General features: G+C 64.2%; 26 protein-coding genes. 13 read left to right on the top strand and 13 right to left on the bottom strand.

All coding sequences use genetic code 11. From position 1 onward, the window contains the following. The 4 genes from D3227_RS14175 to D3227_RS14160 are packed head-to-tail and all read right to left on the bottom strand — an operon-like array spanning position 1 to position 6826. Positions 1–2088, bottom strand: coding sequence for a hypothetical protein (locus D3227_RS14175; RefSeq protein ID WP_120014722.1), 2088 nt, complete (start codon positions 2086–2088; stop codon positions 1–3). 3 nt (positions 2089–2091) lie between these two features. Continuing rightward, positions 2092–4911 carry a DUF4159 domain-containing protein gene (locus tag D3227_RS14170; protein WP_120014721.1) on the bottom strand — a complete coding sequence of 940 codons (2820 nt, stop codon included), beginning with the start codon at positions 4909–4911 and terminating at the stop codon, positions 2092–2094. Then, a complete protein-coding gene (locus tag D3227_RS14165; RefSeq protein ID WP_120014720.1) occupies positions 4908–5822 on the bottom strand; it encodes a DUF58 domain-containing protein in 915 nt (304 codons plus the stop codon). The genes D3227_RS14170 and D3227_RS14165 overlap by 4 nt, the downstream gene beginning before the upstream one ends. After that, the gene (locus D3227_RS14160; RefSeq protein WP_120014719.1) at positions 5822–6826 is read right to left on the bottom strand and encodes an AAA family ATPase; all 1005 of its coding nucleotides are present in this window, start codon (positions 6824–6826) and stop codon (positions 5822–5824) included. Before D3227_RS14160 ends, D3227_RS14165 begins: the two co-directional genes overlap by 1 nt. Positions 6827–6972: 146 nt before the next feature. Here D3227_RS14160 and D3227_RS14155 point away from each other — a divergent pair, with 146 nt between their 5' ends. Genes D3227_RS14155 through D3227_RS14145 form a run of 3 tightly spaced genes read left to right on the top strand, consistent with a single transcriptional unit; the run spans position 6973 to position 9502 of the window. Beyond that, on the top strand, positions 6973–7602 hold the full coding sequence (locus D3227_RS14155) for a DUF1285 domain-containing protein (protein ID WP_120014718.1): 630 nt from the start codon (positions 6973–6975) through the stop codon (positions 7600–7602). Further along, positions 7602–8234 carry a CoA pyrophosphatase gene (locus D3227_RS14150; RefSeq protein ID WP_120014717.1) on the top strand — a complete coding sequence of 211 codons (633 nt, stop codon included), beginning with the start codon at positions 7602–7604 and terminating at the stop codon, positions 8232–8234. The genes D3227_RS14155 and D3227_RS14150 overlap by 1 nt, the downstream gene beginning before the upstream one ends. Then, positions 8231–9502 (top strand): CCA tRNA nucleotidyltransferase, encoded by a 1272-nt coding sequence (locus tag D3227_RS14145; protein ID WP_167480690.1) that lies wholly within the window; start codon positions 8231–8233, stop codon positions 9500–9502. The genes D3227_RS14150 and D3227_RS14145 overlap by 4 nt, the downstream gene beginning before the upstream one ends. 2 nt (positions 9503–9504) lie before the next feature. Here the strand turns inward: D3227_RS14145 and D3227_RS14140 are convergent, their stop codons facing one another. The 3 genes from D3227_RS14140 to hemF all read right to left on the bottom strand — a co-directional run bounded on the left by D3227_RS14140 (position 9505) and on the right by hemF (position 11376). Continuing rightward, the gene (locus D3227_RS14140) at positions 9505–9690 is read right to left on the bottom strand and encodes a DUF1059 domain-containing protein (protein WP_006202582.1); all 186 of its coding nucleotides are present in this window, start codon (positions 9688–9690) and stop codon (positions 9505–9507) included. Between the two features lie 265 nt (positions 9691–9955). Next, entirely contained in the window at positions 9956–10399 is a 444-nt protein-coding gene (locus D3227_RS42670; RefSeq protein ID WP_245451752.1) for a DUF1344 domain-containing protein, read from the bottom strand. Between the two features lie 62 nt (positions 10400–10461). Continuing rightward, complete coding sequence (gene hemF / locus D3227_RS14130; protein ID WP_120014715.1) at positions 10462–11376, bottom strand: oxygen-dependent coproporphyrinogen oxidase; 915 nt, start codon at positions 11374–11376, stop codon at positions 10462–10464. 105 nt (positions 11377–11481) lie between these two features. On the opposite strand from hemF, the gene D3227_RS14125 reads away from it, so the two are divergent. Next, entirely contained in the window at positions 11482–11739 is a 258-nt protein-coding gene (locus tag D3227_RS14125) for a hypothetical protein (RefSeq protein WP_120014714.1), read from the top strand. Here D3227_RS14125 and soxR read toward each other — a convergent pair. Both soxR and D3227_RS14115 read right to left on the bottom strand, forming a co-directional pair. Beyond that, entirely contained in the window at positions 11736–12182 is a 447-nt protein-coding gene (gene soxR, locus D3227_RS14120) for a redox-sensitive transcriptional activator SoxR (RefSeq protein ID WP_120014713.1), read from the bottom strand. The genes D3227_RS14125 and soxR overlap by 4 nt on opposite strands. A 153-nt stretch (positions 12183–12335) precedes the next feature. Next, positions 12336–12794 (bottom strand): tRNA (cytidine(34)-2'-O)-methyltransferase, encoded by a 459-nt coding sequence (locus D3227_RS14115; RefSeq protein WP_120014712.1) that lies wholly within the window; start codon positions 12792–12794, stop codon positions 12336–12338. Positions 12795–13239: 445 nt separating this feature from the next. On the opposite strand from D3227_RS14115, the gene D3227_RS14110 reads away from it, so the two are divergent. From D3227_RS14110 to D3227_RS14090, 4 genes are all read left to right on the top strand, one after another. After that, positions 13240–13638 (top strand): hypothetical protein, encoded by a 399-nt coding sequence (locus D3227_RS14110; RefSeq protein ID WP_245451751.1) that lies wholly within the window; start codon positions 13240–13242, stop codon positions 13636–13638. 25 nt (positions 13639–13663) lie between these two features. Next, a complete protein-coding gene (locus D3227_RS14105) occupies positions 13664–15559 on the top strand; it encodes an ABC transporter ATP-binding protein (RefSeq protein ID WP_120014710.1) in 1896 nt (631 codons plus the stop codon). Further along, the gene (locus D3227_RS14100) at positions 15556–17439 is read left to right on the top strand and encodes an ABC transporter ATP-binding protein (protein ID WP_120014709.1); all 1884 of its coding nucleotides are present in this window, start codon (positions 15556–15558) and stop codon (positions 17437–17439) included. Before D3227_RS14105 ends, D3227_RS14100 begins: the two co-directional genes overlap by 4 nt. A gap of 150 nt (positions 17440–17589) precedes the next feature. Beyond that, positions 17590–17898, top strand: coding sequence for a DUF6665 family protein (locus tag D3227_RS14090; RefSeq protein ID WP_120014708.1), 309 nt, complete (start codon positions 17590–17592; stop codon positions 17896–17898). Positions 17899–17944: 46 nt separating this feature from the next. On the opposite strand, the gene D3227_RS14085 is transcribed toward D3227_RS14090, so the two are convergent. Continuing rightward, complete coding sequence (locus tag D3227_RS14085; protein ID WP_120014707.1) at positions 17945–18289, bottom strand: cupin domain-containing protein; 345 nt, start codon at positions 18287–18289, stop codon at positions 17945–17947. A gap of 314 nt (positions 18290–18603) precedes the next feature. On the opposite strand from D3227_RS14085, the gene petA reads away from it, so the two are divergent. The 5 genes from petA (at position 18604) to D3227_RS14060 (ending at position 23452) form a co-directional block, all read left to right on the top strand. Further along, on the top strand, positions 18604–19164 hold the full coding sequence (gene petA / locus D3227_RS14080; RefSeq protein ID WP_120014706.1) for a ubiquinol-cytochrome c reductase iron-sulfur subunit: 561 nt from the start codon (positions 18604–18606) through the stop codon (positions 19162–19164). 16 nt (positions 19165–19180) lie between these two features. Continuing rightward, positions 19181–20482, top strand: a complete 1302-nt coding sequence (locus D3227_RS14075; RefSeq protein WP_120014705.1) for a cytochrome b — start codon at positions 19181–19183, stop codon at positions 20480–20482. Between the two features lie 27 nt (positions 20483–20509). Further along, entirely contained in the window at positions 20510–21367 is an 858-nt protein-coding gene (locus tag D3227_RS14070; protein ID WP_120014704.1) for a cytochrome c1, read from the top strand. Between the two features lie 302 nt (positions 21368–21669). Continuing rightward, positions 21670–22815: an alpha-hydroxy acid oxidase gene (locus D3227_RS14065; RefSeq protein ID WP_120014795.1), complete on the top strand. Its 1146-nt coding sequence runs from the start codon at positions 21670–21672 to the stop codon at positions 22813–22815. Positions 22816–22906: 91 nt separating this feature from the next. Beyond that, positions 22907–23452, top strand: a complete 546-nt coding sequence (locus D3227_RS14060) for an adenine phosphoribosyltransferase (protein WP_120014794.1) — start codon at positions 22907–22909, stop codon at positions 23450–23452. 10 nt (positions 23453–23462) lie between these two features. Here the strand turns inward: D3227_RS14060 and D3227_RS14055 are convergent, their stop codons facing one another. From D3227_RS14055 to corA, 3 genes are all read right to left on the bottom strand, one after another. Beyond that, positions 23463–23933, bottom strand: a complete 471-nt coding sequence (locus tag D3227_RS14055; RefSeq protein WP_120014703.1) for a MaoC family dehydratase — start codon at positions 23931–23933, stop codon at positions 23463–23465. Continuing rightward, complete coding sequence (locus D3227_RS14050) at positions 23930–24391, bottom strand: MaoC family dehydratase (protein ID WP_120014702.1); 462 nt, start codon at positions 24389–24391, stop codon at positions 23930–23932. Before D3227_RS14050 ends, D3227_RS14055 begins: the two co-directional genes overlap by 4 nt. Before the next feature lie 143 nt (positions 24392–24534). Further along, positions 24535–25509, bottom strand: a complete 975-nt coding sequence (gene corA / locus D3227_RS14045; RefSeq protein ID WP_120014701.1) for a magnesium/cobalt transporter CorA — start codon at positions 25507–25509, stop codon at positions 24535–24537. Positions 25510–25551 lie beyond the last annotated feature (42 nt).

Here is a 25551-nt window from a genome sequence, read left to right as displayed (position 1 = left end):
TTACCGCCCCTCGCGGTACCACATCGAGCCCATCGCCAGAAGCAGCAGGCCGAGGCCGAGGAAGCCCCCGAACAACGGCACGCGCGAGACGGCCTTCAGCACACTGTCGTCGGTGGTGCGCAAGCCGATCCAGTCGTTGCCGGAGGCCGCACCCGTGGAGCGGACCGGGACGATCGAAGGCAGCGTCACACCACCGGTGAGGTTGCCGAGCGTGGACGAAGGCGCCAGCCGGCGCACGCTGCCGCCGGTCGCCTCCGCCGGCGCCTTGAGCCGGTCCTCGGTGGAGATGACGTCGGTGAACTCCGGCGCGTTGATCGGGCCGACATGGGCAAGTGCGGTAAGGTCGCCATTGCCGACCTGGTAGAGGCCGATCTCGCTGGTCTGGACGGTGCCGAGGAAAATGCCGGGCTCGGATTTTTCGAGCCTGACGATCAGCGCCTTGCCCGATGGCGTGATCACCTGTGCCGGGCCGGGGTCGTCGCTCATCGTCTGGCGGCGGATTTCCAGCGTCATGCCGCGCCCGTCGGCGGTCAGGCGTTCCTCTTCGAGCTCGGGCTCCTTCATCAGCCAATGGGCAATGCGGCGATAGAGCTGGACATGCGGGCCACCGCCCTCGAAGCCACGCGCCCACAACCAGCCCTGGTCGGACAGAAGCATGCCGACGCGGCCTTCGCCCTTGCGATCGAGCAGAAGCAGCGGCCGATTGTCGGCGCCCTTCATCACCACCTCGCCCTCGGGGTTCTCGACGCCGATGGTGCGGAACCAGCGGCTCCAGTGCGGCGGATCGGTGGCCGAGCCGTCCAGCCCGCGCGTCACCGGATGACGCTGGCCGAGCTCGGTGAGGCGCGGGTAGAAGGCCTTGTCGACGACCTCGCCGGTCGGCATCGCCGGCAGCGCCGACATCAGCGGCGTGCGGGCGATCGAGCTTTCGCCGGCATATTCGGGGCCGGCGGCGATCAGCAGCGCGCCGCCCTTTTCGACGTATTCGGAGATGTAGTCGTAATAGAGGATCGGCAGCACGTCGCGGTGCTGGTAGCGGTCGAAGATGATGAGGTCGAAATCCTTGATCTTCTCGACGAACAGTTCGCGCGTCGGAAAGGCAATCAGCGACAGTTCGTTGATCGGCGTGCCATCCTGCTTTTCCGGCGGACGCAGAATAGTGAAATGGACGAGATCTACCGACGCGTCCGACTTCAACAGATTGCGCCAAGTGCGTTCGCCGGCATGCGGCTCGCCGGAAACGAGCAGCACGCGCAGATTCTCGCGGATGCCGTCGATCAGTGCGATGGCGCGGTTGTTGGTGTCGGTCAGTTCGCCCGGCACGGGGTCGATGGCGAGCTCGACGATGTTGCGGCCGGCGCTCGGGATGGTCACCTGCAGCCGCATGGCCTGGCCGATCGTGGCGTGCTCGACCGACACCTGATCGCCATTGACCGAGACGCGGACATCGACCGGGCCGGTCTGATTGTCGGTGGCGATGACGCGGTAGCTCATGTCGAGCGGCTTGCCGACCAGGCCAAAGCGCGGCGCGTTCTCGAAGCGTATGCGGCGATCCTTCTCGTGCTCGTTGCCGGTTATCAAAGCGTGCAGCGGCGCATGGAAGTCGGGTGCGCCGCCGGGCACGTCATGCACCTCGCCATCGGTGATCATGATGGCGCCGCCGATGCGCGACGGCGGCACGTCGCGGAACGCGCCTTCGAGCGCGCCGAACAGCCTGGTGTCGGTGCGCTCCTCGGTTGCCTCGGACCGGCCGGCCTCGACGACACGCACGTCGAACTGCTTGAAACGGCCGAGGCGTTGCTGAAGCCCGGCCAGCGCATCGTCGGTCTGTTCGGTGCGCTCGCCGATATCCTGGCTCTGGCTGCGGTCGACGACGATGGCGACGACGCTTTTCAGAGCCTCGCGTTCCTCGTCAAGGAAGACCGGGTTGAGCAGGGCGGCACCGAGCGCGAGCAAGGCGGCGAAGCGGAAGACCGAGCCGCGCTGGCGAAACCACAGGCCGACCAGCGCCAGCAGGACCAACGGCGCCAGCACCAGCGAGAGCAGCGGCCAGGACAGGAGCGGTTCGAAGTTGATCGACCAGTTCATGGCTTACTGCCCCAGCCGTTCGAGCAGGACGGGCACGTGCACCTGGTCGGATTTGTAGTTGCCGGTCAGCATGTACATCATGATGTTGACGCCGGCGCGCAGCGCATAGATGCGCTGCATCGGGTCCGCCGGCACGGTCGGTAAAAGAGGGTCGCCATTCTCGTCGACGGCCCAGGCGCCGGCAAAATCATTGGCTGTGATCAGGATCGGCGAGACGCCGTCGCCGACGCGCACCGGGCGGTTCTCGGTATTGCTGGCATCGAGCGAGGCCTCGACCCAGAGCGGACTGCCGGCGAAGCGGCCGGGAAACTCGGGCAGGATGAAGAAGGACTTGGTCAGCACATGGTCCGACGGCACGGGTTCCAGCGGCGGCACGTTGAGATTGCCGAGGATGTCGCGCAGCCGTTCCGTCGCCGGGCTGGTCGCATCGGCGCCGATGCCGTTGGCGAACTGGTCGCGGGTATCGAACAGGACTGTGCCGCCCTGCTGCATATAGGCATCGACGCGCGCGATCGCCGCTTGGCTCGGCATCGGGGCTGCCGGATCGATCGGCCAGTAGATCAGTGGGTAGAAGGACAGTTCGTCCTTCGAGATGTCGACGCCAGCCGGTGCTCCGGGTTCGAGCGCGGTCTTTTCGGTCAGGAAGCGGGTCAGGCCTTCGAGGCCGGCGCGGCTGATCGAATCGACGCCTGGCTCGCCGGTCAGCACATAGGCGATGCGGGTTTTCGCGATGTCCTCGATCGCCTGGGCGTCGCCCGGTTTCGCGTCGTCGGCGCGGGCGAGGTCGGCATGGCCAAAGAGCGCGCCTAGCGCGATCAGAACGGCAGCGGCCGTCGTTGCGGCGGCGCGGCGCGGCCGGAGCGACAGCAGCCCGCCCATCCAGAACACCGCCAGCGTGTCGAGTACCATTAGCACCAGGGCGGCGGCGACCAGCGCGCCTTTCAGATTGCGCGATTCGTCGAAAGCGTACTGGACGGTGGTGACCGGCAGCGAGATCTGAGGTCGCTCCAGCAGCGCAAAGGTGCTGTCGGCCTCGAGCAAATTGTGGGCGAAGACGCCGGTCTCCGAGCCGTAAAGGCCGGGCGGGTTCTCGAACGTCACCGGCAGCGGGCCGGCGCCCGGCACCAGCGGCCGTGCATCCGGCGTCGGCGGCACCAGATCGCCGTCGGCTGCTATCATGCGGTAGGGCGCTAGCGAGGTGGCGGCGGCTTCGGCGTTGGCGATCGCCGCACCCTGGTTGCGCGACAGCTGCACGATGCGCCTGAGCATCTCGACGAAACTGCCCGATATCGGCAAGTTCGACCAGGTTGCCTCGGGCGTGACGTGGAACAGCACGAGCGTGCCTTTGCCCTTCTTCAGCCCGGTCACCAGCGGCGTGCCGTCGGCAAGCGTCGCCCAGGTGCGCTCGACGATGTCGGGTGTCGGCTCGGCCAATACCTGCCTGGTGACGGTGACCTCGGCCGGCGGCGCGAGATCGGCAAAGGGACCGGCTTTTGGAAACTCGGTGACCGGCTGTGGCGTCGTCCACGACAATGCGCCGCCCATCGAGCGTTCGCCGGTGCGCAGCCTGACCGGCAGCAGATCGTCGTCATTGCCGGCGGCGGCCAGCCTCGAACCGGCAAAGCGCACCAGTGTGCCGCCCTTGTCGACCCAGTCGACCAGCCTTTGCTTCACCTGTTCCGGAATGGTGCCGACATCGGCCATGACGATCATCGCCGGCTTCTGGTCGAGAAGCTGCGGGATGGCGTCGGCAAGGTCGACGCTCGACGGCTCGACTAGGTCGGCGAAGGGCTGCAGCGCGCGACGGATATAGTAGAGCGGCGACAAAAGCGGCTGCGCCTGGTCGGCCTCGGCCTGCGACAACAGCCCGACGCGGCGGCGCTTGGAGCTTTCGTCGAGCACCCGCACGGCGCCGGCCTGATGCTCGCCGTCGAGCGCAATCGAGGCGAAGTCGTTGCGCAGCTCGAACGGTACGGCCATCGTTCCGGTGGCGGTGGATTCGCCTGGCGAAAAGGTCAGCGTCGCGTCGGCGATGCGGCGGCCCTTGTCGTCGAAGGCACCGGCGGTGACCTGAGCCGGCGCCGGATCGCCCGGCGCGCGGATGGCGGTGAGCGCGAACCCGTCGACCTGGTTGTCGGCGACAGTGAGGCCGCTCAGCGATAGCCTGTCGGACGTCGCCCAGACGAGGCGCGCCGCGTTCTTCGACAGCAGCGTGTTGAAGGCGGCCTCGTCGCCTTGTGCCTTCAGCCCGTCCGCGAGCACGGCGACGCTGGCGCCCGGCAGGCGCTCCAGGGCCGCCGCGACACGCGCATAGGTGGCCGGGCGGTCGGTCGGGATCGGCCGCGGCTTTGCCGCGCGCAGCCGGTCGAGTGCGGTGGCGGCATCGAAGGGACCGATCTCGGCATTGGGCTTTTCGGCGGTGAAGGCGATGACGACAGGCACGCCATTCGAACTGGCGTCGGCGATCAGCCGCTGCGCGGTGGCGACGCGCTTGCCCCAGTCGGCAGCACTTGCCCAGTCATTGTCGATGACCAAAGCAAGCGCCGAGCCTTCCGCCGGCAGCTTTTCGCGCGGATTGAAGACGGGTTCGGCAAGCGCTGCGATGACAAGGGCGGCCATCAGCAACCTCAGCAGCGTCAGCCACCAAGGGCTCTGATGCGGTGTCTCCTCGCGCTTCAGCACGCGCGCCAGTATCTTCAGCGGCGGAAACACTTCCGTCTGCGGCTTGGGCGGGGTGAGCCGCAACAGCCACCAGATCACCGGCAGCGCCAGCAGGCCCCACAGCACCATCGGCGCACCGAAGGAAAGCGGCAGCCAGCTCATGCGCTGATCTTTCCGGCATAGCTGCTTTCAGCGGTCATCGCCATATGGATGCGCACTAGCGCCTCGGAAGCCAGCCGATCGGTGTGGTTGACGGTAAAGCTCCAGCCGAGCCGCTTGCACCAGCCGGCCAGCTCCTGGCGGCGCGCGGTGTAAAGCAGGCGGTAGTCGTCGCCCAGCATCTCGGCGCGGCCGGCGGTCAGCTTGTCGCCGGTCTCGGGGTCGGTGAATTCGGTGCGGCCGGCATAGGGGAAGGTCTCCTCGGCCGGGTCGGCGACCTCGATCAGATGGGCGCGCACGCCGTGGCGGGCGAGCACGTCGAGCCAGGCCATGGTGTCCTCGACCGGGTCGAGGAAGTCGCTGACGACGACAATGTCGCAGAAGCGGCGAATGCCGGAAAGATCAGGCTTTGCCGGCAGTTTGCCGGCATGGGTAAGCTGGGCCGCGATGCGCTCGGCGCCGTTGCGGGCGGTGAACGGATCGGTCAGGCCCGGCCAGGCGATGCGTTCGCCGCTGCGCGACAGGAGTTCGGCCAGCGCCAGCGTCAGCACCAGCGCGCGCGATTCCTTCGAAACGCTGGCGCCGGCGGACTTGTAGAGCATGGAGGGCGAGGGGTCGGCCCAAAGCCATACCGTATGGGCGGCCTCCCATTCGCGATCGCGGACATAGGTGTGGTCGTCACGGGCCGAGCGGCGCCAGTCGATGCGCGACGCGTCGCCCTCGACATAGGGGCGGAACTGCCAGAAATTCTCGCCAATGCCGCGCTTGCGGCGGCCATGCCAGCCGGCGATCACGGTGTTGACGATGCGGCGCGCCTCGACCAGGAGGTCCGGCACCAGCGAGGCCCGCAACCGGCCACGGGCGAGCGCGTCGCGCGTCGCTACCGGAGCCTGGACCTCGCCTATGCGCGCCATCAGATGCCTTTTGCCAGTTTCGCCACCACGTCGCGCACCGAGGTGCCTTCGGCGCGAGCGGCGAAGGTCAGCGCCATGCGGTGCTGCAGCACCGGCTCGGCCAGCGCACGGATATCGTCGACCGAAGGCGCCAATCGCCCATTATAGAGGGCACGCGCGCGGGCGCATAGTGTCAGCGCCTGGCTGGCGCGTGGGCCTGGGCCCCAGGCAACGAGCTTGTCGGTTTCGGCATGGCCGTGGCCAGGACGGGCCGAGCGCACCAGCTTGAGGATCGCCTCGACGACGCTTTCCGGCACCGGCATGCGCCGGATCAGCGTCTGGATCTCCTTCAGCCGCGCCGGCTGCAGCACGTTCTGCGCCTTGGCATCCTCGACGCCGGTTGTTTCCAAGAGGATGCGGCGTTCCGCCTCGATTTCCGGATAGAGGATGTCGACCTGCATCAGGAAGCGGTCGAGCTGCGCCTCGGGCAGGGGATAAGTGCCTTCCTGCTCCAGCGGGTTCTGCGTCGCCAGCACGTGGAAGGGCGCCGGCAGGTCGTGGCGGGCACCGGCAATGGTAACGTGGTATTCCTGCATCGCCTGCAGCAGCGCCGACTGGGTGCGCGGCGAGGCGCGGTTGATCTCGTCTGCCATCAGCAATTGCGCGAAGATCGGCCCGGAGATGAAGCGGAACGAGCGCTTGCCGAATTCGTCCTGTTCCATCACCTCGGAGCCGAGAATGTCCGACGGCATGAGGTCGGGGGTGAATTGGATGCGGCGGGAATCGAGGCCGAGCACGACGCCCAGCGTCTCGACCAGCTTCGTCTTGGCGAGGCCTGGCACGCCGACCAGCAGCGCGTGGCCGCCGGCCAGGAGCGCCACAAGCGTGCGTTCGACGACCGCGTCCTGGCCGAAGATGACCCGACCGACACCGTCGCGGACCCTGGAGATGTCGGCCAATGCCTTCTCCGCCTCGGCGATCATATCCTTTTCGCTGATCGGGCTTTCCTTGATCATCACGCTCATGGCCGCATCGATCCTTGTGTTGGAAATACCGGCTTGCACAGTCTGTGCCGCAGAATGCCGCGATTCGGCCTCGCATGGCGCCTGCGTTTGAATTTAAATCACAGACTTAGGCTGACAAGCGGAACAACAGTGACTATTTCGTGACCATGACGGAACGCTCCGAACATGCTGAAGAGAGTCTAACGGCCGCCAGGGAAGCGCGCGGGCTCGAAGCGCTGGTCTCGCGGGCGACGCGCGCCGGCAAGGGTCCGGCGCCGGTGGAGCGCTGGAATCCTGACTTCTGCGGCGATCTCGACATGGAGATCAAGGCCGACGGCACCTGGTTCTATCTGGGCACGCCGATCGGGCGCATGCCGCTGGTGCAGCTCTTTTCCACGGTTCTGCGCAAGGATGCAGACGGCAGAACCTATCTGGTGACGCCGGTGGAAAGGGTAGGTATCCGTGTCGCCGACGCGCCCTTCGTGGCCGTCGAGATGGACGTTTCCGGCGCCGGCGACGACCAGGTCATCACCTTCCGTACCAATGTCGGCGACGTCGTCGAGGCCGGGCCCGGCCATCCGCTGCGCTTCGTCGACGAGGACGCCACCGGTGGCCTGAAGCCTTACGTTCTGGTGCGCGGGCGGTTGGAAGCGCTGGTGGCGCGGCCGGTGATGTACGAGCTGGTCGAACATGGCGAGGAAATCGACGTCGGCGGCAGGACGATGTTTGCCGTCCGCTCGATGGGCGAGGTCTATCCGATCATGCCGGCGGAAAAATTGAAGCGGCTGAGCGCGTGATGGACCAAGTGACGCCGGCGCCGTTTTCCACCGCTGATTTTCGCGCGCGCTTCGCCGCGCAGCCGGATGCGCATGCCGGCGACGATTTTGGCGATCATCGCTTCAATCCCGGCCATCCGCGCCTGACACAAGCCAAGCCACTGCGCGACGCCGCGGTGTTGATCCCGGTGGTCGATCACCAAGGCGACGCGACGGTGTTGCTGACAAAACGGGCCGAGAAGCTGCGCAGCCATTCAGGGCAGGTGGCTTTCCCCGGCGGCACGATCGATGCGACCGACCCAAACCCGGAGGCGGCGGCGCTGCGCGAAACCTTCGAGGAGATCGGGCTTGGCGAGGATCGCATCGAGATCATCGGCCGCATGCCCGATTATGTCGCGGGCAGCGGCTACCGCATCGCGCCGGTCCTGGGCATCGTGCGGCCGGGTTTCCAGCTGACGCTGAATACCGAGGAGGTCGATGCCGCCTTCGAGGTGCCGCTGCGCTTCCTGATGGACCCGGCCAACCACAAGCGGGACAGCCGCATGTGGAACGATCTCGAATGGTTCTTCTACGACATGCCCTATGGCGACCGGCGTATCTGGGGCGTCACCGCCGGTATCATCCGCACGCTCTATGAAAGGCTCTATGCGTGAGTGCTCCGGTGTCGCTGACGGGCAGGGCCGACTGGCTCGGAGAAAAGCATTTGCAGCGCCTGCTTGCTGCACTGACGGATGGCGGCGAAGAGGCGCGCATTGCCGGCGGCGCCGTGCGCAACACGCTGATCGGCCAGCCGGTCGCCGACATCGACATCGCCACCACTTGCCTGCCGGCCGAAACCATCCGGCGTGCTGCGGCTGCGGGGTTCAAGACGGTGCCGACGGGCATCGAACACGGCACCGTCACTGCGGTCGCCGGCGGCAAGGCCTATGAGGTCACCACGCTGCGCGCCGATATCGAAACCGACGGGCGGCGGGCAAAGGTGTCGTTCGGGCGCGACTGGAAGCTTGACGCCGAACGGCGCGACTTCACCATCAACGCGCTTTACGCCGAAGCTGACGGCACCGTGGTCGACCTGGTCGGCGGCATCGCCGACATCGAAGCGCGCCGGCTGCGCTTCATCGGCGACGCGGAGGCGCGCATCCGCGAGGATTATTTGCGCATCCTGCGCTTCTTCCGCTTCTTCGCCTGGTATGGCGATGGCCGGCCCGACGCCGAGGGGCTGAAGGCCTGCGCGCGGCTCAAGGAGGGGCTCAGCCAGCTTTCGGCCGAGCGCGTCTGGTCCGAGTTGAAGAAGCTTCTGTCGGCGCCTGATCCATCACGCGCGCTCTTGTGGATGCGCCAGGCCGGCGTTCTCACCAGCGTTCTGCCGGAGAGCGAGAAATGGGGCATCGACGCCATCCACGGACTGACCAGGACCGAAATGGATCTGGGCTGGGCGCCGGACCCGCTGCTCAGGCTGGAAGCGATGGTGCCACCGGACGCGGCGCGGATGAAAACGCTTGCCGAGAGGCTGAAATTCTCTACCGGCGAGGCGGATCGCTTGCGCCGCTGGGCACTGACGGCCGCTGTCGAGCCAAAGACAACCGAAGGCGAACTGGCGAAAAAACTCTATCGTGGCGATCATCAGGGCTTTGTCGACCGGCTGCGGCTTGCGCTGGCCTCCGCGCGGGCGCGGGCGGTCGAGGACAATGCAGCGCTGCTCGATGCCGGCGGCTTTTCGCGCCTGCTTGGTTTGGCGCTGAAGTGGCAAAGGCCCGACTTCCCGGTCAAAGGCGCCGATCTGACCGAACTTGGCGCTGCGCCGGGGCCGAAGCTCGGCGCCATCCTGAAAAACTTGGAAAGGGAGTGGATCGAGTCCGGTTTTGCGCTTGATCGCGGCGCGCTGCTCGAGCGCGCCGCTGAAGCCTTGAAAGCCAGCTGAGATCAGGCCGCGTCGCGGGCTTTCTCGATGCGCGAGCGGATTGCTTCGACCATCGTCTCGCGGATCACCGTCTCACCATGGGTCTCGCGCATGTGCTCGACGGCGCGGCGCATGATCTCGGCCTCCTCGTCGGCCCGCGTATGCCAGTCACAACCGGGGACGAGCGAGCCGCAGTGGAATTCCTTCATCGGATTTCTCCTTTTCCTCCCTGGAGCGCGTCTGCTGAGACGCGGGCGCTCCAGAACTTTGATCGTTGCATGATCCCTTCCGAAACCGGTTCCGGTCTTGCTGGGCCGACCTTCGGTTCAGGATATGCTCGGGGGAGCAAGCATAACACAGATGGCCGTTTTTGGTTGCCGGCCAGCAACAAAAAGGCGGAGCATTGCTGCTCCGCCCTCTTACGCTACCCGGAGCAAGACCAGACAAAGCTGGTCTGCTCTGGCGAGCAGGCCATCACTTCACGATCTTGACTGCCTCGGCAACTTTGTTCTTGCCGCTCATGTCCCAGGAAACGCGGACCTTTTCGCCGGCCTTCAGGCCAGGATCCTTGAAGGTCTTGGGAAGCGTAAAAGATGATCCATCTTCGAGAACCAGGCTCATGGCCGTTGCGTCAAAGGCCTTGATCGTCCCGGTGGTGTGCTTGACGGCGGCAAAGGCAACCGAGCCAGAGGCGAGAAGGGCGGCCGCGGCGGCCGACACAATGATTTTGCGCATTGCAAAGTACTCCTGGGAAAAGCGGGCATCCTTGTTGAGAGGATGATCCGCGTCGTCTTGGGCCGTCCGGTTGCGTCGAGTCGCGATTCGCGGGCGAACCGCCGGCGCTTCCCGACCCGGGAACGACAAATAACTCAGTTTTTTCAAATGGATATTAGACGAAAAAGAAATCTGTGGCGCCACATTCCGTGCCAGAATTCGGCGAATTGGACGTCATTGCGGCTCACATTCCGCTCACCGATTTTTTACGGCCATCTTACCTCCGGCGGCAGGCTGGACAGGATTGAGGCGACATTGCCGCCAGTCTTCAGGCCGAAGATGGTGCCGCGATCGTGAAGAAGGTTGAATTCGACGTAACGGCCGCGCCGGATCAGCTGTTCGTCACGGTCGCCATCGGTCCAGTTTTCATTGAAATTGGCCCGAACCAGATGTCCGTAGACGACGAGAAAGGAACGCCCGACATCCTGGACGAAGTTGAAGTCGGCGTCCCAGCCGCCTTTGTCCTCGTCCGAATGCAACCAGTCGAAAAAGATGCCGCCGGTGCCACGCGGCTCGTTGCGGTGCGGCAGGAAGAAGTATTCGTCGCACCAGGCCTTGAATTTGGGGTGATCGGCGACGCCGGCGTTCTTCTCGCAGGCAAACTGCATGGCGCGGTGGAAGGCCAAAGTATCGGGGTCGTCCTGGACGCGGCGGCGATCGAGCACCGGCGTAAGGTCGGCGCCGCCGCCGAACCATTGGCGCGAGGTGACGACCATGCGCGTGTTCATGTGCACGGCCGGCACGTTGGGGTTCCATGGGTGGGCGATCAGCGAGATGCCGCTTGCCCAGAAGCGCGGGTCTTCCTCTGCGCCCGGCATCTGCTTGCGGAATTCGGGCGAAAACTCGCCATAGACGGTCGAGGTGTGGACGCCGACCTTCTCGAAGACGCGGCCATACATCATCGACATGGTGCCGCCGCCGCCCTTGCCTTCTTCGCGCTCCCACGGCGTCTTCTCGAAATGGCCGGGCGACCATGAGGCGAGCGGTCCCTGAACATCCTGCTCGATCTGCTCGAAGGCGGCGCAGATGCGCTCGCGCAGCGCCTCGAACCAAAGCCTGGCCTTCATCTTCTTCTGTTCGATGTCGGCCGGCAGCCCCACGGGTATTTCAGGTCGTTCCAATGCAGTCTCCCGTCGCAGCCGACAAATGACTCGTCTTTTCCGGGCGCGATCCCTAATCTCTTAAGGGCAAGGGTCAAGTGTCATTACGGTGCAAGGAGTTGTTTCGTGCGCACCCCGGCAAGACCGAAGCTGGATGGGCTGAAGAAAAGGCTCGATCGTTCGCGCGCCGAGCGCGAGCGCATGCCGCGCGACGGCTTCCTGCGCGAGACCTTCGTCCTGCCGCGCTCCGATGCGCGCCTCAAGGCCAAGGAGTGGTTCGAACGGTTTCCCAAACAGGCCTACTGGACCGAGATCGAAAGCTGGTTCGAGCGGCCGGGTGACGTCATCGAATTCACGATCAGGCGTCTGCCTGCTGCTGACTAACTCTCGACCATCAGCCTTCTTGCCCCCGCTCCTTGCCTTGCCAAACGGTCGCCCTTGTTCCTGAGCGGGCATTTGTCGATCGACATGCAGCCGCAGCCGATACAGTCGGTGAGGCCGTCGCGCAGCTTCTTCAACTGGCTGATCTTCTGGTCGAGTTGGTCGCGCCAGGTCGTCGACAGCAGGTTCCAGTCCTCGCGCGTCGGCGTACGGCCCTCGGGCAAGGAATGAAGTGCTGCCGCGATCTCTGCCAGCGAGATGCCGACCTCCTGGGCGACCCGGATGATCGCCACCCGCCGCAGCACGTCGCGGCCGTAGCGCCGCTGGTTGCCTGACGTGCGGTGGCTGCGGATCAGCCCGCGCGCCTCGTAGAAATGCAGCGCCGACACCGCCACGCCGCTGCGCATAGCCACCTGGCCGACCGTCAATTCTGTTACCGGAGCCATCTCGCACTTTCCGCTTGACCTCAAGTTAAGTTGAGCTTGTAGCGAAGAGATCGAGACAAGGCAAATCAGGAGAAGGCGATGTGCGCCTGGGTGAAAATAACGGAAGCAGCTGAGGTCAACGACAGGGACGGCGTTGCCGCCGGACTCCAGATTCTATCGCAACTGCCGGATCGCCTCGCCCGCGACCATGGCGACGGAAAGCGCGACGTTGATGCTGCGCGTGCCCGGCTGCATCGGGATCACCAGTCGCGCATCCGCGGCCTCGTGGACCGGATCCGGCACGCCTGCGGATTCGCGGCCGAACAGAAGGACGTCGCCATCGGCGAAGGCAAAGTCGGTGTAGGCGGTCGTGGCCTTGGTCGACAGCAGCACCAGGCGCCGCGCGCCACTTTTGCGCCATTGCTCGAAGGCGTGCCAGTCGACATGCCGGGTCAGCGCCGCCATTTCGAGGTAGTCCATTCCGGCCCGTTTCAGCGTCCTGTCGGAGAGCGGGAAGCCGGCTGGTTCGATGATGTCGACGCCGAGACCGAGGCACGCGGCAAAGCGCAGGATTGTTCCGGTATTGCCGGCGATGTCAGGCTGGTAGAGCGCGATGCGGAGACGGTCGTTCATTTCCGCATCCTTCTAATAAGTGGCAGATCGGCCACAGGGATTTCGCGGCTTCGGAAATTCCTGGACTGGCGGGTGGCCATTTTCTGCGAAGTCGGGTATACGCCGATCATTGTCAACCCGAACCGATGGAGGGGTAATTCATGATGACCATGCACATCCAGCACCCCTCTTGGGGCCTTGTACGCCCGACGGCGGTTTCGGTACGACGATTCTCCTGACTTTCTAGACTCTGATCGCACCGATTCCCGCCGAACCCAGTTTCGGCTCTCAAAGGAATCTTGCGATGTTTTTCAAACTGACAAAGGGGCTGAAAGCCCCACCTGAACGTGTCCGGACCGACGCTTGCCGTCGTGTCTCGACTGACGCAATGGGCACCTCCGGCCGAATGCCGGCGGTCGAGCTTGTTTCACCCTTTTTATCGCATTTGCACATGGAGGACGAACCGATGTTCGATCCCTACAAAATACCTGGTTCAAGAAGCCTGCACGAGCGCAAGATGGCGACCTGGGCGCTGCTGATCGGCGAAACCTATTCGTCGGCGGTCCACGCCGAGACGCGCCAGCGTCCGCATCGCGGCATGCTGCCAGACGTCGACTTCTCGCGCGCGGTTCCCGACCACAGCCGACCTTCGCTGGTGCGCCGGATCATCCGCTTGATCCGGCCCGGCGAGAAAAGCCGGGCAGGCGCGACCCTGCCGTCAGGATCGTCGAGCGAGCCAGTCGGCGAAAAACCCGCGACGCCCTATATTGCGCGAAGCAGGGCCGGCGATGCGGACGCTTCCGTATCGCCGGCCCGCGGCGCCCCGCGGCCGAGGAGCCTTGCCCATCAATCCCGCGCCGCGTAAGCGCATGGACTTGTGAGTGCCTGGAATGTTTCGCTGGTTTGAAAAAAGGCTCGATCCGTTCCCGGCAGCGGAACCGGTCGAGCCGCCGAAGACGCTGGTTGGCTTCTGCGTGCATTATACACGCGGCGCCTGGCCCTACATCATCCTGGACGCGATCCTGGTGGCGGCGATTGCCTTTGCCGAAGTGTGGATGTTCGGCTTCCTCGGCCACATCGTCGACTGGCTGTCTGGGCAGAACCGCGAAACCTTTCTGCAGACCGAGGGCTGGAAGCTCGCCGGCATGGCCTTCGTCGTGCTGTTCGCGCTGCCGGGCACGGTGTGGCTGCATTCGCTGCTCAACCAGCAGACGCTGATGGGCAACTACCCAATGCGCATCCGCTGGCAGGTGCATCGCTATCTGCTGAAGCAGTCGATGGCCTTCTACCAGGACGAGTTCGCCGGACGCATCGCGACCAAGCTGATGCAGACAGCGCTCGCCGTGCGCGAATGCGTGATCAAGCTGATCGACGTGCTCAACTACATCATCGTCTATTTCCTCGGCGTGCTGTTCATCGTCGGTTCGGCCGACTGGCGGCTGGCCACGCCGCTGGTCGTCTGGCTCATCGGCTATATCGGGCTGCTGCGCTTTTTCATCCCGCGGCTGGGCAAGGTCGGCGAGGAGCAGGCCAATGCGCGCTCGACCATGACCGGCCGCGTCGTCGACAGCTACTCCAACATCCAGACGGTCAAGCTGTTCAGCCACGCGCGCCGCGAAGCCTCCTTCGCCAAGGAAGGCATGGCCGGCTTTCTCGATACGGTCTACCGGTCGATGCGGCTGGTGACGGTGCTCTATGGCCTGCTCTACATCCTGAACGCGCTGCTGCTGTTCTCCGTCACCGCGCTGTCGTTGTGGCTGTGGCTCGGCCAGGCGGTGACGATCGGCGCCGTCGCCGTGGTCATCGGCCTCGTGCTCAGGATGTGGGGCATGTCGCAATGGATCATGTGGGAAATGTCGGGCCTGTTCGAGAACATCGGCACGGTGCAGGACGGCATCGCCTCGATCTCGCTGCCGCGCCTTGTCGAAGACAGGCCGGGTGCGAAGGACATCACCGTTTCCAAGGGTGAGATCCGCTTCGAGGACATCCGCTTCCACTACGGCAAGCAGAAGGGCGTCATCGAGAACCTGTCGCTGACGGTGAAGCCGGGCGAAAAGGTCGGCATCGTCGGCCGTTCCGGCGCCGGCAAGTCGACGCTGGTCAACCTGCTCTTGCGGTTCTACGACCTCGAAGCTGGCCGGATCCTGATCGACGGCCAGGAGATCGCTTCGGTGACGCAGGATTCGTTGCGCGCCCAGATCGGCATGGTGACGCAGGACACCTCCCTGCTGCACCGTTCGGTGCGCGAGAACATCCTCTATGGCCGACCCGACGCCACCAACGAGATGCTTGTCGAGGCGGCCCGGCGTGCCGAGGCGCTGGATTTCATTGCCGGGCTTTCGGACGCCAGCGGCCGCAAGGATTTCGACGCCCATGTCGGCGACCGCGGCGTCAAATTGTCCGGCGGCCAGCGGCAACGCATCGCCATTGCCCGCGTTATGTTGAAGGACGCGCCGATCCTCATTCTCGACGAGGCGACGTCGGCGCTCGATTCGGAGGCCGAGGCTGCCATCCAAGAGAACCTCTACAGACTGATGCAAGGCAAGACCGTCATCGCCATCGCGCACCGGCTGTCGACCATCGCGGCGATGGACAGGCTCGTCGTCATGGACAAGGGCCATGTCATCGAGGAAGGTTCGCACGATGAACTCGTCGCCAGCGGCGGTCTCTACGCGCAGCTCTGGCAACGCCAGTCGGGTGGCTTCATGCTCGATGATGGTCCGGCCGAGGCCGCCAACGACGCTATCGCCAACGACATTGGCGCCAAGGGTGAAGCCGCCGAATGATGATTGCCGTCTATCGCTGGTTCGAGAACTGGGTCTATCCGTTCCGGGAGCCAACGAATCTGCGGCCACCTGCCAGCGTCGGCGGCTTTCTCTGGCATTATGTCGGGCAGGCGAAGTTCGCCTTCTTCGCCATGCTGGTCATTGGCGGCATCGCGCCGCTGGTCGAGGCCGGACTGTTCTACTTCGTCGGGCGGCTGGTCGACGTTCTCGACCAGCTTCCCGGCGAGCGCAGCTGGCACGCTTTGTGGGCCGCCGCCGGCCCTGAACTCGTCTTCATGGCTGTGGTGGTGCTGGTCATCCGCACCCTCGTCGTCGGCCTGTCGGCGCTGGTCGACGAGCAGACGATCACGCCGGGCTTCTACAATCTGGTGCGCTGGCAGGGGCATCGCCATGTTTCGCGCCAGTCCTACGCCTTCTTCCAGAACGATTTCGCCGGCCGCATTGCCACAAAAGTCTGGCAGGCCGGGCAGGCGACCGGCGACCTGATGGAGAGCTTCATCGAGGTCGTCTGGTTCATGATCGTCTACACTGTGACGACGCTGGCGCTGGTCGCCGGGCTCGATCTCAGGCTGGCGGTGCTGGTGGTGATCTGGATCACCGCTTTCGGCTTCCTGGCCAAGTTCTATCTGCCGGCGATCCGCAAACATGCCGAGGCAACCGCCGAGGCCGGCTCGATGATCACCGGCCGCATCGTCGATTCCTATTCGAACGTGCAGACGCTCAAGCTGTTCTCGGCCGATGGCGACGACCGCTACATCCGCAACGGCTTCGACATTTATCTCGACGCGCTGCGGCCCTTCACCCGCAGGCTGACCGGCGTGCGTATGGCGCTGACGACACTGTCGGGTATCATGATCACCGCGATCGCCGCCTTTGCCATCTATCTCTGGGTCGAAGGCTCGATCACCGTCGGCGCCGTTGCCTTCACGCTTTCGCTGGTGTTGCGGCTCAACATGCTGCTTGGCCGGTTGATGATGCAGCTCAACAGCATCCTCAGGAATCTCGGCGTGTTGGAGAACTCCAAGGCGCTTATCTCGCAACCGCTTGGCCTGACCGATGCGCCGGATGCCGGCGAGCTGGTCGTGGGCGGCGGCCGCATCGAGGTGAAAGACGTCAATTTCCACTACGGCAAAGGGTTCGGCGTGCTCGACGGCATCGATCTCGTCGTGCGGCCGGGCGAGAAGGTTGGGCTGGTCGGGCCGTCCGGCGCCGGCAAGACGACCTTGGCCAATCTGATCCTGCGCCTTTACGATCTCGAGGGCGGCAAGATCCTGATCGACGGGCAGGACATATCGAACGTGACGCAGAACTCGCTGCGCGCCAATATCGGCGTCGTCAGCCAGGATACAGCACTTTTCCATCGCTCGCTGCGCGACAACATCAAGCTCGGCATGCCGGACGCGACCGAGGCGCAAGTGATCGCGGCGGCCAGGAAGGCCGAGGCGCATGACTTCATCCTCGGCCTGCGCGACAACAGAGACCGCCAGGGCTACGAGGCCTATGTCGGCGAGCGCGGCGTGAAGCTGTCCGGCGGCCAGCGCCAGCGCGTCGCGATCGCGCGTGTCTTCCTCAAGGACGCGCCGATCCTGATCCTCGACGAGGCGACCTCGGCGCTCGATTCCGACATCGAGGCGGCGATCCAGGAAAATCTGGCACGGCTGATGGAGAACAAGACGGTCATCGCCATCGCCCACCGGCTGTCGACCATCGCAGCCCTCGACCGGCTGGTGGTGCTCGACGGCGGCCGCATCGTCGAACAAGGCACGCATGACGAGCTGGTGGCGCTAGACGGGCTCTATGCGCGGCTGTGGAAGCGGCAGTCCGGCGGCTTCCTGTTCAACGAGGAAAGCGTGCTGGAAGAGACGCGTCCGGCGGAGTAGGGCATGGGCGGATCGGTGGTAACCGGCTACGTGCTGAAGCCTTTGCTTTCTATGAGGGACTTGGCTTCGAGCCGGTCAGGGGCGAAGAATTCGTCACCCACCGCATGACGTTCGAGACAAAGTCCGCGGCCGGCAGGAAAGGAGACCGAGATGTCGTTGCGCCCGCCATCTGCCGGCAGTTTGGCCGCGGAAGCCGCCTTCGATGCGCTCGGCCACGAAATCCTGGCCGAAAAGGCGGCGGCCCTGGGACGCGCGGGACAGCGCGTCGAGGAGACGCTGGTCAAGCTGCTTGCGAATGGAGACGACAAGGAGCAGCGGCCCAGGCTCCTCAAGGAAGCGGCCGAAGCCGTGCACGGCTACTTCATCCAGCGCGAACTCTGCGGCCTGCGCAAGCACGACGCGGTAATCCGTGAGTACGATATCCCAAGGGCCGTGCTGGTCAGGCTCGGCGCCAAATAGCGGTCTCCACTTTTTGCTACGCTGACCTTCGGTTCGGGATCATGATCTACTCCAGCCATTTGGTGATGAAGCTGCCGTTCTCGTGGATATCGATGGTCTCGAGCAGGCCCGGACCGAGATTGGTGAATTTGTGCGGCGTGTCCGGCGGCACGATGACGATCTGGCCGGCGGACGCCTCGATCTGCCGGTCGCCGACCGTGAACAGGCCGGTGCCCTGACGGATGATGAAGATCTCCGCGTAGGGATGGCTGTGCAGGCGCGGGCCGCCGCCGGCGTCGGGCAAATAATTGAAGATCAGGCAGCTTTTGGAGCCCCAGGCGCCGCACTGCAGTTCGCCTTGCCAGCGGTTGGGCGCTTGGGCCCATGTGTCGCGGTCTATGATATGCGCCATGGGAGAAAGAATAGACCCGGCCTGCGCCGGCTGTCGAGGCGACCACGAGCCTGGATTTCGCGCTGGATTTCCGGTCGTTTCGCTGCGTCGGACGGTCAGCCGGCACAGTGCTTTGGAAAGCGGCGCCGTGTCCCCGCGACAATCTGCCCTTGTGCCTCCACCCCGCTGGACAAAAACGGGCTTCACGCATAAACCGAAGTCCAAATGCCGGAGGAATTCGCTAGCCTGTTCGCCATGCGCTGTCGGGTTGGCGTGAATGAGCGGGGAACGAGGCTCGACCACCGGCACGGACGAGGCGAAAGGATCAGGCACCCGTGAGCGCAACCGACACCCAGGATCCCAACCGTCGTGATTTTCTCTACGTCGCCACCGGCATGGCCGCTGTGGTTGGCGCGGGCGCCGTCGCATGGCCGTTCATCGACCAGATGCGCCCCGATGCCTCGACACTGGCGCTGGCCTCGGTCGAGGTCGATGTCGCTTCGCTGACGCCGGGCATGTCGCTGATCGTCAAATGGCGCGGCAAGCCGGTCGTGGTGCGCAACCGCACCGAGCAGGAGATGAAGGACGGCGAGGCCGTCAACCTCGCCGAGCTGAAGGATCCGATCGCCCGCAACGCCAACCTGCCGGCCGATGCCCCGGCGACCGATGCCAACCGGACCACGCCCGGCAAGGAAGCCTGGATGGTGATGGTGCAGGTTTGCACCCATCTGGGCTGCATCCCGCTCGGCCAGGAGGGCGATTTCGGCGGCTGGTTCTGCCCGTGCCACGGTTCGGTGTACGACACCGCCGGCCGTATCCGCCAAGGTCCGGCACCAGAGAACATGGCGGTGCCGGTATTCAAGTTCATTTCCGATACCAAGATCCTTATCGGTTGAGGCAGGGGATATTTCGATGAGCGAGGGACACTCGACCTATACGCCCAAGACCGGTATCGAACGCTGGTTGGACGCCCGCATGCCGCTGCCGCGGCTGATCTATGACAGCTTCGTCTCCTATCCGGTGCCGCGCAACCTCAACTATGCCTGGACCTTCGGCGGCATCCTGTCGATCATGCTGGTCTCGCAGATCCTGACCGGTATCGTGCTGGCCATGCACTATACGGCCGACACGACCCTCGCCTTCGACTCGGTCGAAAAGATCATGCGCGACGTGAATTCGGGATGGCTGTTGCGTTATCTGCATTCCAACGGTGCCTCGTTCTTCTTCGTCGCCGTCTACATCCATATCTTCCGTGGCCTCTACTACGGCTCCTACAAGGCGCCGCGCGAGCTTTTGTGGATCCTCGGCTGCATCATCTACCTCCTGATGATGGCGACCGGCTTCATGGGTTACGTGCTGCCGTGGGGACAGATGAGCTTCTGGGGCGCCACCGTCATTACCGGCTTCTTCAGCGCCATCCCGCTGGTCGGCAACTGGATCCAGGAGTTGTTGCTTGGCGGGTTTGCCGTCGACAATCCGACGCTCAACCGCTTCTTCGCGCTGCATTATCTGCTGCCGTTCATGATCGCCGGCGTCGTCGTGCTGCACGTCTGGGCGCTGCACGTCGTCGGCCAGTCGAACCCGACCGGCATCGAGGTCAAGTCGAAGACCGATACCGTCGCCTTCACGCCCTATGCGACCATCAAGGACGCGTTCGGCATGATCGTGTTCCTGTTCTTCTTCGCCTATTTCGTCTTCTACCTGCCGAACTATCTCGGCCATCCGGACAACTATACGATCGCCGACCCGCTGAAGACGCCCGCCCATATCGTACCGGAATGGTACTTCCTGCCGTTCTACGCGATCCTGCGCGCCATCACCTTCAACATCGGTCCGATCAACTCCAAGCTTGGCGGCGTGCTGTGCATGTTCGGCGCCATCGTCATGCTGTTCCTGGTGCCGTGGCTCGACACCTCCAAGGTGCGCTCGGCGGTCTACCGGCCCTGGTACAAGCTATTCTTCTGGCTGTTCGTGGCCGATGCCGTCCTGCTCGGCTGGCTGGGCTCGCAGCCAGCGGAAGGCAGCTATGTGTTCATGGCGCAGATGGCGACGCTGTTCTACTTCGCCTTCTTCCTGGTCGCACTGCCGGTTCTAGGCCTGATCGAGACACCGCGCAGGCTGCCGAATTCGATCACCGAGGCGGTGCTCGAGAAGAACAAGGGCGGCGGACATCATCCTGCGGGGGCTACGGCCGCGCCGGAAACCAAGGGCTGAGCGGCAGAGAATCTAAGGGGATTTGGCATGAAGAAGATTCTCACCTCGCTGGCGTTGCTTGGCCTTGTGGTTGCTGGCACTGCGGCGATCGCCGCCGAGGAGGCACACAACGCGGCCGCGCCGACGCACTTCCCGATCGATGAGCCGAAGGAGATGGACTGGAGCTTCACCGGGCCGTTCGGCACCTACGACAAGGCGCAGCTGCAGCGCGGCCTGAAGGTCTACAAGGAAGTCTGCGCGGCCTGCCACTCGATGAACCTGGTGGCGTTCCGCACGCTGGAAGGGCTCGGCTATTCGGAAGGGCAGGTGAAGACGCTCGCCGCCGAATACACCATCCATGACGGCCCCAACGACGCCGGCGACATGTTCGACCGTCCCGGCAAGCCGTCCGACTACTTCCCGGCGCCGTTCGCCAACGAGCAGGCTGCTGCTGCCTCCAATGGCGGCGCTGCTCCGCCCGACATGTCGCTGCTGGCCAAGGCGCGCGGCGTCGAGCGCGGCTTCCCGCGCTTCGTCTTCGACATCTTCACCCAGTATGCGCAGGGTGGCCCCGACTACATCCATTCGCTGCTGACCGGCTACGACGAGACGCCGCCGGCCGGCATGGTGATCCCCGAGGGCACGCACTACAATCCATACTTCCTGTCCGGCGTGTCGCTGAAGATGCCCAAGCCGCTCTCCGACGGCCAGGTGACCTATGACGACGGCGCGCCGCAGACGGTCGACCAGTATTCGCGCGACGTGTCGGCGTTCCTGATGTGGGCGGCCGAGCCGCATATGGAAGACCGCAAGAAGACCGGTTTTCGCGTGCTGGTGTTCCTGCTGCTGTTCGGCGCCCTGGTCTATCTGACCAAGCGCAAGGTGTGGGAAGGCGTGGCGCACTAAGGCCTGTCGATATTCAGGTGAGGCCGGTCTGCAAACAATGGCTTCCCGCGCTTCCGGTGCTCGCTTGCTTTAACTACGCTCCGCTCCGGTTCTCGGAAACCATCGTTTTCGACCTGACCTGAATCTCAAAAGGCCTAAGCCGCTTTGAAGCAAGCATGCAGGGCGCCGGAAGGCGCCCTTTTGCTTGATGGTCGATTGCCGGCCGCCTGAACAAGCCCGATGGCACGGCGCCATGTGATTGCTATGCCACGCGGCGTCTGTGACGAGGGGATCGTCGACGGTATGATGTTTGGAAATCGATGATGCGGCTACGCGACTGCCACAATTTCTCAGATTTCCGGCGCATGGCGCGGCAGCGGCTGCCGGGGCCGATCTTCAACTACATTGACGGTGCGGCCGACGACGAGGTCACCTATCGCCGCAACACCGAAAGCTTCGAGAGATGCGACCTCGTTCCCAACGTCTTGCGTGGGGTGAGCGAGATCGACATGTCGGTGACGGTCATGGGCCAGAAGCTGGCGATGCCTGTCTATTGCTCGCCGACCGCCTTGCAGCGGCTGTTCCATCATCAGGGCGAGCGCGCGGTCGCCAAGGCCGCGGCCAAATACGGCACGATGTTCGGCGTCTCCTCGCTCGGCACCGTGAGCCTCGAGGAGGCGCGCAAAATCAGCAGCGGACCGCAGGTCTACCAGTTCTATTTTCACCGGGATCGCGGCCTGAACCGGGCGATGATGCAGCGTGCCAGGGACATCGGCGTCGAGGTGATGATGCTGACCGTCGACAGCATCACCGGGGGAAACCGCGAACGCGACAAACGCACGGGATTTGCCATTCCGTTCAAGCTCAACCTGGCCGGAATGCTGCAGTTCGCCGTCAAGCCGGCCTGGGCATTCAACTATTTCACCCATGAGGGGTTCAAGCTGCCGCAGCTCGACGAGCACGTCGACATGGGCGGCGGCACCATGTCGATCAGCCGCTACTTCACCGAGATGCTCGATCCGTCGATGAATTGGGACGACGTCGCCGAGATGGTCCGGCTGTGGTCGGGTCCGTTCTGCCTCAAGGGCGTCATGTCGGTGGAGGATGCCAGACGCGCCGTCGAGATCGGCTGCAGCGGCATTGTCCTGTCGAACCATGGCGGCCGGCAGCTGGACGGCTCGCGGGCGGCTTTCGACCAGCTTGCCGAGATCGTCGATGCCGTCGGCGACCGGATAGACGTCATCATGGATGGCGGCGTGCAGCGTGGCACGCATGTGCTAAAGGCGCTTTCGCTCGGCGCCAAGGCCGTCGGCGTCGGTCGCTATTATCTGTTCCCGCTGGCGGCGGCAGGGCAGGCAGGCGTCGAACGCGCGCTCGAACAGATGCGGGTCGAGATCGAGCGCGGCATGAAGCTCATGGGCTGTACTTCGATCGAACAATTGACGCGCGAAAATCTCCGGTTCAGGTAATCTCGCGCGAAAACGGGCCGACGCCCGATTAAGCCAACGGGTCTCGCTCTTCGCGGCAAGACAACAAACACGCCAGTGTGGAGTGCGAACCATGAAATCCTCCCTCGAAGAGACGCTGCTCTCGGCGATCCGCACCATTCCCGATTATCCGAAGCCCGGCATATTGTTTCGCGACATCACCACGCTGCTCGGCAATGCGCGCGCGTTTCGCCGCGCCATCGACGAGCTTGTGCATCCCTACGCCGGGCTGAAGATTGACAAGATCGCCGGCATCGAGGCGCGCGGCTTCATCCTTGGCGGGGCCGTCGCCCACCAGCTTTCGGCCGGCTTCGTGCCGATCCGCAAGAAGGGCAAGCTGCCTTACGAGACGGTGCGCGTCGCATACAGCCTGGAATATGGCCTGGACGAGATGGAGATGCACAAGGACGGCGTTGCCGAGGGCGAGAAGGTGATTCTGGTCGACGATCTGATCGCCACCGGCGGCACAGCGGAGGCGGCGGTCAAGCTGCTCAGGCAGATCGGCGCCGATATCGTCGCCGCCTGCTTCGTCATCGACCTGCCGGATCTCGGCGGCCGCAAGAAGCTCGAGTCGCTCGGTGTGCCGGTCAGGACACTGATCGGCTTCGAGGGGCATTGATAAGGACGAACTACTCGACCTTCACCAGCACCGCGCTGTCGAATTCGATGACCTTGTCGCCGGTCGAATCGGAGGCCTCGCAGCTGAGCGTCAGCAAATGCCAGCCAGGGCGCGCGGCGAGCGGGCGATGGGCGAGCGCGGTGCGGGTGAAGGTCACGGTCTCGCCGGCATAGACGGGCTTCAGCCATTTCAGGTTCCTGAAGCCCGGGGAAGGGCCGAATTCCGGCTGCGGGCCTGGACCTGTCCAGCGGACGCCCTCTGTCTCCATGCGCTTTTCGAGGTTGTATTTCATCCAGGTGGCGGCGGTGTGCCAGCCGGAGGCGCATAGCCCGCCGAGCACGCTCTTCTTCGCCGCCTCCTCATCGACATGGAAGACCTGCGGATCGTATTTGCGGGCGAATGCCTTGATGTCGTCCGGTTCGAACTTGTGCGAACCGAGTGTCACGGTGACGCCGATCAGGAAGAACTCGTCGAGGGTCACGCGGCGGCCTCGCGGGTCAGGAACATGCCTGTGTTTTCGAGTTCGAAGACACTTTCGCCGCGCTGATTGAAGAGTTCGCTGCGCATGGTGATCAACCCAAGCTGAGGCCGCGACTTGGACTGGCGCTTGGCAAGCACGGTGACCGTGCCGCTCAACGTATCGCCGGCCAGAACCGGCTTCTTCCATTTGACGTGTTCGATGCCCGGTGAGCCTTGCGAGGTCGAGTCGAGCAGGAAGGCATCGCACAGCATGCGCATGAACATCGCGCTGGTGTGCCAACCCGAAGCCGACAGACCGCCCAGAATGCTGGCCTTGCCGGCCTCCTCGTCGAGGTGCATCGGCTGGGCGTCGAATTCACTGGCGAATTCGATGATCTCTGCGGCGCTCACCTGCTTCACGCCGAGGTCGAGCGAGGCCCCCTCGACGAAATCCTCATAGGCCCAAGTCTTTCCGGTCATGTCCAAGTCTTTCCGGTCATGGTCCAAATCCGGTTGCGGAACACCGATCGGGACGGATCGGGTTCCCCGGATGAAGGCCGCACGAGTTTTGGTCAAGCAATTTCTGGTGCGCCAGCATCTCTCGCGCGCGGGCTTGGGGGCGTCTAAAGCCAGCCGCGGCGGCGGAAATACCAGAAGGGCAGGATCGCCGACAGCACCATCATGGCGATGGCGAAGGGATAGCCGAACTGCCATTTGAGCTCGGGGATGATGTCGAAATTCATGCCATAAATCGAAGCGACCAAAGTCGGCGGCAGGAAGATGACGGCGGCGACGGAGAAGATCTTGATGATGGCGTTCTGCTCGATCGAGATCATGCCGAGCGTGGCGTCGAGCAGGAAGGAGATCTTCTGCGACAGGAAGGTGGCATGGTCGGCGAGCGACAGCACGTCGCGCGACAGCGTCTTTATGCGCGCTTTCGTATCCTTGCTCATCTTGGTGCGGGTGGAGGCATGGGCGAAGAAGCCAGCCAGGCGCTGCAGCGAGATCAAGCTGTCGCGGATCGAGGAGGTAAGATCTTCCTTGCGGCCGATGGCTTTCAAGAGTTCCTGGAAGTCGCGGTTGCGCTTGGACACCTTGGTCGAGGTCGCCTGGAAGATGTCGCGCGAGATGGCCTCGACGTCGCGGCCGGCGCGCTCCAGAATATCGGCGAGCCGGTCGACGATCGCCTCCAGCAGGCCGATGAGGATGGTGTCGCCGCTGGTGCAGCCGGTCGCCACCTTCTCGGCGCGCTGCGGAAAGGTCTTGAAGGCTTTCGGCTCGTGATAGCGCACGGTGATCAGCCTTGTGCCGGCAAGCACGAAGGTGACCGGCGACATCAAGGGATCGTCGATCTCGGTCTGGGCCGGCAGCGTGGCGGTCATGAAATAGGCGCCGTCCTCGACATAGAGGCGGCTCGAAATCTCGATCTCCTCCATCTCCTCGCGGGTCGGAATGGCGACGCCGAGCCAACTCTCGATGGCGGCCTCTTCCTCCTTGGTCGGATTGAAGAGATCTGCCCAGACGACGTTGTCGCCATTTGCCACGAGATCGTCGGTAACGCGCAGGCGATCATTGTCCACGACGAAGGCCTTGATCATCGCCGGGTCTCCCTTGCTCGTGTGGCGAATTCGAAATTCGCG

The organism is Mesorhizobium waimense (assembly GCF_003601975.1).
Lineage (GTDB): Bacteria > Pseudomonadota > Alphaproteobacteria > Rhizobiales > Rhizobiaceae > Mesorhizobium > Mesorhizobium waimense.
This window is presented reverse-complemented; position numbering and strand designations above follow the sequence as displayed.